The sequence below is a fragment of the Helicobacter sp. genome, from assembly GCF_017502485.1.
Lineage (GTDB): Bacteria > Campylobacterota > Campylobacteria > Campylobacterales > Helicobacteraceae > Helicobacter_B.
In genome coordinates this window covers 1-6,593 of the sequence record NZ_JAFVUX010000012.1, presented here as the reverse complement: position 1 = coordinate 6,593, position 6,593 = coordinate 1, and the positions used below count along the sequence as shown (strand labels likewise).

4 protein-coding genes and 4 pseudogenes are annotated in these 6,593 nt (G+C 39.3%); 4 read left to right on the top strand and 4 right to left on the bottom strand.

Annotated elements, in window-relative coordinates:
* Positions 1-39: 39 nt before the first annotated feature.
* The 4 genes and pseudogenes from IKB69_RS02780 to IKB69_RS02765 form a co-directional block, all read left to right on the top strand.
* Positions 40-852, top strand: a pseudogene (locus tag IKB69_RS02780) (type I restriction enzyme HsdR N-terminal domain-containing protein); the annotation flags it as partial.
* Positions 853-892: 40 nt separating this feature from the next.
* Positions 893-2,035, top strand: a complete 1,143-nt coding sequence (locus tag IKB69_RS02775) for a methyl-accepting chemotaxis protein (protein ID WP_290945872.1) — start codon at positions 893-895, stop codon at positions 2,033-2,035.
* Between the two features lie 38 nt (positions 2,036-2,073).
* Positions 2,074-2,797 (top strand): annotated as a pseudogene (locus tag IKB69_RS02770) (restriction endonuclease); the annotation flags it as partial.
* 228 nt (positions 2,798-3,025) lie between these two features.
* A complete protein-coding gene (locus IKB69_RS02765) occupies positions 3,026-3,787 on the top strand; it encodes a restriction endonuclease subunit S (RefSeq protein ID WP_290945874.1) in 762 nt (253 codons plus the stop codon).
* A 265-nt stretch (positions 3,788-4,052) separates the two neighbouring features.
* Here the strand turns inward: IKB69_RS02765 and IKB69_RS02760 are convergent, their stop codons facing one another.
* From IKB69_RS02760 to IKB69_RS02745, 4 genes and pseudogenes are all read right to left on the bottom strand, one after another.
* Positions 4,053-5,012, bottom strand: a complete 960-nt coding sequence (locus IKB69_RS02760) for a DUF2972 domain-containing protein (protein ID WP_290945870.1) — start codon at positions 5,010-5,012, stop codon at positions 4,053-4,055.
* Complete coding sequence (locus tag IKB69_RS02755) at positions 4,964-5,269, bottom strand: hypothetical protein (RefSeq protein ID WP_290945868.1); 306 nt, start codon at positions 5,267-5,269, stop codon at positions 4,964-4,966. The genes IKB69_RS02760 and IKB69_RS02755 overlap by 49 nt, the downstream gene beginning before the upstream one ends.
* 74 nt (positions 5,270-5,343) lie before the next feature.
* Positions 5,344-6,158 (bottom strand): annotated as a pseudogene (locus IKB69_RS02750) (class I SAM-dependent methyltransferase).
* Positions 6,159-6,211: 53 nt separating this feature from the next.
* Positions 6,212-6,593 (bottom strand): annotated as a pseudogene (locus IKB69_RS02745) (SAM-dependent methyltransferase); the annotation flags it as partial.

The following is a 6,593-nucleotide window of genomic DNA, read 5'->3' as shown; positions in this document are numbered from 1 at the left end:
GGGGGGGAATCTAAAAAGCTAGATTCTAAGCACACAAATATTTATACAAAGACCATAAGCTCCCACACAATGCAAGTAGATTTTACAAATCAAAAGCTTATCTACCCACAAAGCATAAAAATCAATGACACCACGACTTCAAACTTCTCTCACCCTGAAAATTTTGTCGTGTTTGAATGTGTGCATAGACTACTAGAAAAAGGCTATAAAGCAGAATCTTTAGAGTTAGAGCCAAAGTGGCAGCTAGGCAGAGAAGCAAAAAGCGGAAAGGCTGATATTTTAGTGCGTGATAATAAAAACGCCCCCTATCTCATCATAGAGTGCAAAACCGCAGGGGAAAATAGTAAAAGCGAATTTAGCAAAGAATGGGAGAGAATGCAAAATAATGGCGGACAGCTTTTTAGCTATTTTCAGCAAGAAAAGACTACAAAATTCCTATGCCTTTACACCAGCGATCTAGAAAACCACGACCAAGAATCTAAAAGTATCAAATATCAAAATTACATTATCCAAGCCTTTGATAATGATGAATATTTGCAAGAAAACGAGCTAGAAAACTCTTACAAAAAAGCAAGCAATAACACCGAACTTTTTGCAGTATGGAAAGAGAGCTACGAGCTGCAATCTTTCACACAAGGCATTTTTGAAGAGCAAGTCAATGCCTATAAGATTCTAGAGCTAACCCCCACTTTTTCTAATCTACAAGAGCTAAAAGAAGAGGGCAAATACCACGAGTTTGCCAAAATCTTACGCAAACACAACATTTCAGGCAAGGAAAATGCCTTTGATAAACTTGTAAATATCTTTCTTTGTAAAATCTATGATGAAAGCTTTAATAAAAAATTAAAATTCTAACGCTAAAATTGCGCACTTTTTTAAAAAGGATATTATCATGTTTAAATCACTCTATTTTCGTATGCGAATTATTCACATTCTAGGTATCATCATACTCGCAACCAATGCCTTGCTCTTTACTGAGAATCTCATAGGGCAAATTGTGCAATTTGTGATCGTGGTCGCACTTATCATGCACGATATTGATGAAAAGACTTGGGGTGTGAATATGACAAAAATCATTGCTAAGGAATTAAAATCTATTACACTGGCTTCAAAAATCAAAATCAATACTTCATATAGCACAGAAAATGGCAAGATTCTCACACTTATTGATGACTTTAAGGCGCGCATACAAGCCGTAGTAGAAACCATACATGAAAAAGTCAAAAGTGGTCAAACAGATATCAACGGACTTGGTAATATCGCAGATTCTCTTAAAAGCCTCACACAAGATATGAATGTTATCGTAGAATCTACAAACACAAAAGCAGATTCTACAAGCACGCTTTTGCAAACTTTTAACGAAGAAATTTTGCAAACCAAATCCGAGCAAGAATCGATGTCTACTGCTATGCAAGAAATTAGAGCACTCCTTAAAGATGTATATAATTTGGTAGAAAATATCTTTAGCCAAAATGCTAATCTCATCTCGCACTTTGAATCTCTAGAAAACAATACCAATACAATCATCAATATCGTTGAAGCCGTGCGCTCGATTGCTGATCAAACAAATCTTTTAGCGCTTAATGCCGCTATTGAGGCCGCAAGAGCAGGAGAGCATGGAAGAGGCTTTGCCGTAGTAGCTGATGAAGTAAGAAAACTAGCAGAAAATACCCAACACAGCCTTGGTGAAATCGATAATAATGTCAAAGCAATGACTCAAGATGTCAATAAAAGCAAACAAGTCATCATAGAAAATAAAGAAAATGTAGAAAGTCTGCTCTCACGCACCAACGATGCAAACACCAAGATTGATACTTTTGAAAATATCTTTAATGAAAGCTTTGAAACTACCCAAAAGCTTATCGATCATAGCAATGTGATGAGCAAAAATCTCACAATCATAAACGAAGATATGAAAAAAATCCTAGATTTTGCCAAACATAATCTCACAACTTCTCAAAATGTGCATGGCATATCTTTATCTATCCAAAATAGCTTTGAGGAGCTCAAAAAAAGCGTAGAAAATCTCGCATAAACGAGCTTAAGTTTATGTGTGCTACTTAGTCCCGGACACGCAAAAAGGAAAATTTCACGCCAGAAAATACAAGCATTTCGCAAGATTATAGCAATATCAAAAACTACATAGAAAGCGGATATTTATCACAAAATGAGCTTTATAAAGACTATATAAAAGCCTTTAATGCTTATTGTGATTTTAGGGGCTTTGATAAAAAAGATTATGAAAGCTTTTTGAATGGGAGTTTAGCGTCTCAACTATTTGAGTGGGCGCAGGATGCAGGGGTGCCAAATGGCAAGAATTTAGAATCTAGCTACAATTTAGGCAAAATGCCAAGTGAAACTAAAGACACAGGGTGCAAAAATATTGAAAACGCTAAAAGCACAACGCAACTTTTAGAGCTAAACACCTTTAAAGAATACCGCACCGCCTTTAAAGAAACAAGCGACTACAAAAAAGCTAGTAGAATCCAAAGCCTATAAAGATTCTAAAGACAAAGACACCTTGATACACAACGCCTTTTTAGCCTACGCAAGAGCGATAGAAAAAGATAAATTACTCTATTTCTCTCTAGCTCTCAACCAAGCCCCCATCATCATCAAAGCCCCAAATGACAACAAAGAGCAGAAAAGATTTTTAGGCTATGAGTGGAGCAATCGTAAAGGCGATGAAGGCTTAAAAGAGCTACATAGCCCCTACCTTAGCCCCCTTTTTGAAAGGGATAATCCGCATAATCCAAATAAGCTAGCCCACCTTATCCGCCAAGCATTTTTAGAATCTTCTTCCCTGCAAGACGAAACCCCCTCTCCGTCATTGCGAGAGAGCGAAGCGACCGAAGCAATCCACAATCAACAAACAGATTCTAGTGTGGATTCTAAAGAAACATCGGCTAACGCCGAGCGGTATCCCTTGTTTTGCCACGAATTTGACAAGTCAAATTCTCGCAATGACAAAATCACTATCCCACAAGTTTTAAATCCCTATGCTTGTAAAGCACGCCTTATAGATATGCTAGATTTTAGTAAGGTGGATTTTAATAAGGCTATAAGTTTAAATCCCACAAATTCACAAGGCGAGAGCAATCCACAGAATCCTTTTGAAAATTGTACATATAAGCTTGTAAAGTTAGGGGAAGTTGTTATAGAAATTATCAATGGCTCTACTCCATTAAAGAGTGTAAGAGAATATTGGAATAGCAACGATATTCATTGGCTTACAACACCAGATTTTAAAGAAAATATTTTTATAGAATCTACTTCTCAATTTGTTTCAAAAAAAGCTTTACAAGACAAAAAAGTAAAAATCGTCCCTAAAGAATCTGTATTATTGACTTGCACAGCCACGATCGGCAAATGTGCTATCAATAAAATTGAACTTACCACTAATCAACAAATAAATGCCTTAATATGCGATAATTCAAAAATTATAAATCACTATTTAGTCTATATTTTAAGGCTTTCAAAACAAACACTAGAAAATTCAGCAACAAATCCAATCGTTAAGCATATCAATCTTGCAACACTTAAAAATCTAAAAATCCCCTTGCCACCTTTAGAAATCCAAAAGCAAATCGTAAGCGAGTGTGAAAAAGTAGAAGAGCAGTATAACACCATAAAAATGAGTATAGAAAAATACCAAGAGTTGATTAAAGCCATTTTAGTCAAATGTGGAATCATTGCTAATAATGATGAATTTGCGGGGGGAACTAGTCGTCTAATCGCTTCTTTACTAGATTCTAGGCTTTTAGATTCTAGCGTGATTGCCTTTTAAGGATGCTAAGCACGCAGTGTTTTTCTAAAGAACTAGCGTGCCAAGCTTGCGTAGCCTTGCTAGTTTTGCGTGCTTTACCCACATTGTAGGGGCAGAAGTGGCTTTTTGCTTACTTTCTTTCGTGGCAGTATTTGGAGACAAAAACGCCACTTTTCAAAGCTCACAAGGAAGATAAACCTGAAGTCCATCGACAAAGTAAGTCGAAGAAATCGCCGTTTTAGTCCAACATACAACACACAGGCAAATGATTACCAAGGCTGAACCACTAGTGGCATAGGGCTTTGAACTGCTGGTAATACCCCCAACTCTCCACAATATCCGCTCGATTACTCATAATATGCGCTAACTCTCTATCAAGCTTTGCTTCTAGCTTCTTTGCCACATCTTTATGCTCGCGCAAGAAGTCTAGCACTTGCTCTTCTGTGATCTTATGCGCATTGATATACTCCACTCTTCTTTGCAGTGCTTCTATAAAGCCTTGCATAAAGTTCTCTAAGCGTTGCAAAATTACTGGACTAAGCAGCTTTGCCTTGTTGCTAGGGATTATGATAGCGATATTTGTAAAGGGTGTTGATTTGATAAAATCTTGCAAGAGATAGATGATACCCCTTTGCCACATCGCATACTGCTCTAGGGTGATAGACACTTCTAGCACTTGCTCACTAGCTTCATTGCTTGATTCACAGGGGATATGCAGGCTAAAGGGTAGCACGCCATTGATCTCACCAAACATTTTTGTAGTCCATATCACAGAGTCTTTCTCTGGGGGATTGAAGTTAAGCTTTTGACTTAGATCTAGCAAGGTGGCATAAGCATTTTGGCTTGTGATTTGCTGCATATCGATATAGTGGGTTTGTGTAATCACTTTTTGCAAAGCCTCTTGTAGAGAATTTTGGATAAAGACATGCCCGCTAGAATCCTCCACAATCGTAGCGATACTTGCTAGATGTGGGTTAGCCTCTCTCCACGAAATAGGAGCTTTCGTAAAGTCGCCAAAGCCTACTTGCGTGATTTGTTCATAGGGCGTATCTAGAATGAAGATCCTTCCCCCATCTCGCCCGACTAAATTCAAGATACTCTTAATCACACCGATAGGATCGCGCACCAAGCATACCGCAGGCGCACGCTTAGCAAACGCAGTAAAAAACTCTTCCTTTTGCACAAAACCACATTCACTTAGGGCAACGGCATAGCACTCGCCCCCCCCCCCCCGATTTTTGCACATTGTGCTTTTAGGAGCATTTGATAGATATGGGCATATCGCTGCTTGCCTGACTCTTCAAAATGCCAATTAATCTTCACACCACAGTGGTGCAAAAAGCCTAGCATTGCATTATGCCCTACGCCATGGCTTGAGAGATAGAAAAAATCATAGCTTTTAGGGAGCTTTGCGCGAAGCCTCCACGCCAAAGCAGTCCAAACTCTTAGCATAAGTCGCACCGATCCTTTTACTAGACTAATCATAAGTGTATAGAGTCGCATAATTCTCCTTTGAATACAATATAGAATCTAGCCGACTCTCCTTATGCTAGCCTTATCGCTACACCTTTGCTCTACTACACTTTTCTAGCACTCCAGCATCTAGTGGTGTATTTGATATCAAGCTCTTTAGGCAGAGTGGCTCTCATCTTTTGTGTGATGTTTTCAAAGAGTTCTCTTCCTTGAGTAGAGTCTAAATCCCAATAAGGGTTTTTCACGCTTTTCCACGCGTTGATATAGTTCTCTAAACTCTGCTGAAAGTAGAAGTCTTCTTCTACATACAATATACTATCAAAGAGATCTTTCCTAGATTCTATGATAGCACGCTGATCTTCTCGCCTAGTCCCCCTTGTGTAGTTTGGGACAAACTCTGTGATAATCTCTTCTGCTTTGTTTTGGATAGGGTCATCTAAATCCCTATGATTCCACATACAAGAGAATATCCCCCCCCCCCCCGTAGGAGTCGGTGCGCTTCTATAAGCGCGCTGTGTCTATCCATTACATTAAAGCTACTACCAAAGGTAACCCAATCAAACTCCCCACTAGCCAGCGTACTATCCACTCCGCTAGCACGCACCCACTCAATTTGCTCCTTTTGCACCCATTCTTTGGTGCGATCTATGCCAATTGCTCGCATCGCATCATTTGGTTCAACTGCTACTACATTACACCCTCTCTCTAATAGCATAATGCTTAGATTCCCCGTGCCAGCACCTATATCGGCAACTTTTGGGGTGGCGGTATTGCTACTTTGCTTGACTAGAAAGGTAAGCATATCAATGCTTGCAGGGGCATAGTTGGGGCGGTATTCGTAGAATTTGGCGTGCTTAGTATAGTCCCAAACTTTCTCTACGATCTTTTGCTGTGTAGAATCCTGTGTGGAAGTGTTCATCATTTCTCCTTGTGCTTTACGCGTATGTGCGCAAAGCACAAGAAGCACAGAATCTATGCCTTTCTTACACTCCACGCACGGATTTTATAAGGGACTTCAAGCACGCTAAGATGGGTGATTTTAGACTCTATCATAGTGATGATTTTATCCCAGCGATCTTGCCCAGCTTGCGCTTGTATGTCATTGACAGAATGCCAAGCCCCCATATATCGAGCTTTATCCATAGTCTCCACATAATCACACTCCATAAAGAAGCAGTCTGTGAAATCTCCTGTGGAGACAAGGATCTCCTCCCATTTTTTGACATTTTGGCTACCGCTGCTCACACGAGCAAGCTCTGGAACAATATGTTTAATCTCTCTTTCAATCTCATCAAAGACAGAGCCTTCTATGATATTTCTAGGATTCCAAATGGCTGTAAAGTAGCCATTCCCC

Coding starts and splice junctions, on each gene's coding strand:
- IKB69_RS02775 (WP_290945872.1), top strand. CDS start 893: ATGTTTAAATCACTCTATTTTCGTATGCGAATTATTCACATTCTAGGT.
- IKB69_RS02765 (WP_290945874.1), top strand. CDS start 3,026: ATGCTAGATTTTAGTAAGGTGGATTTTAATAAGGCTATAAGTTTAAAT.
- IKB69_RS02760 (WP_290945870.1), bottom strand. CDS start 5,012: ATGTGCAAAAATCGGGGGGGGGGGGGCGAGTGCTATGCCGTTGCCCTA.
- IKB69_RS02755 (WP_290945868.1), bottom strand. CDS start 5,269: ATGCGACTCTATACACTTATGATTAGTCTAGTAAAAGGATCGGTGCGA.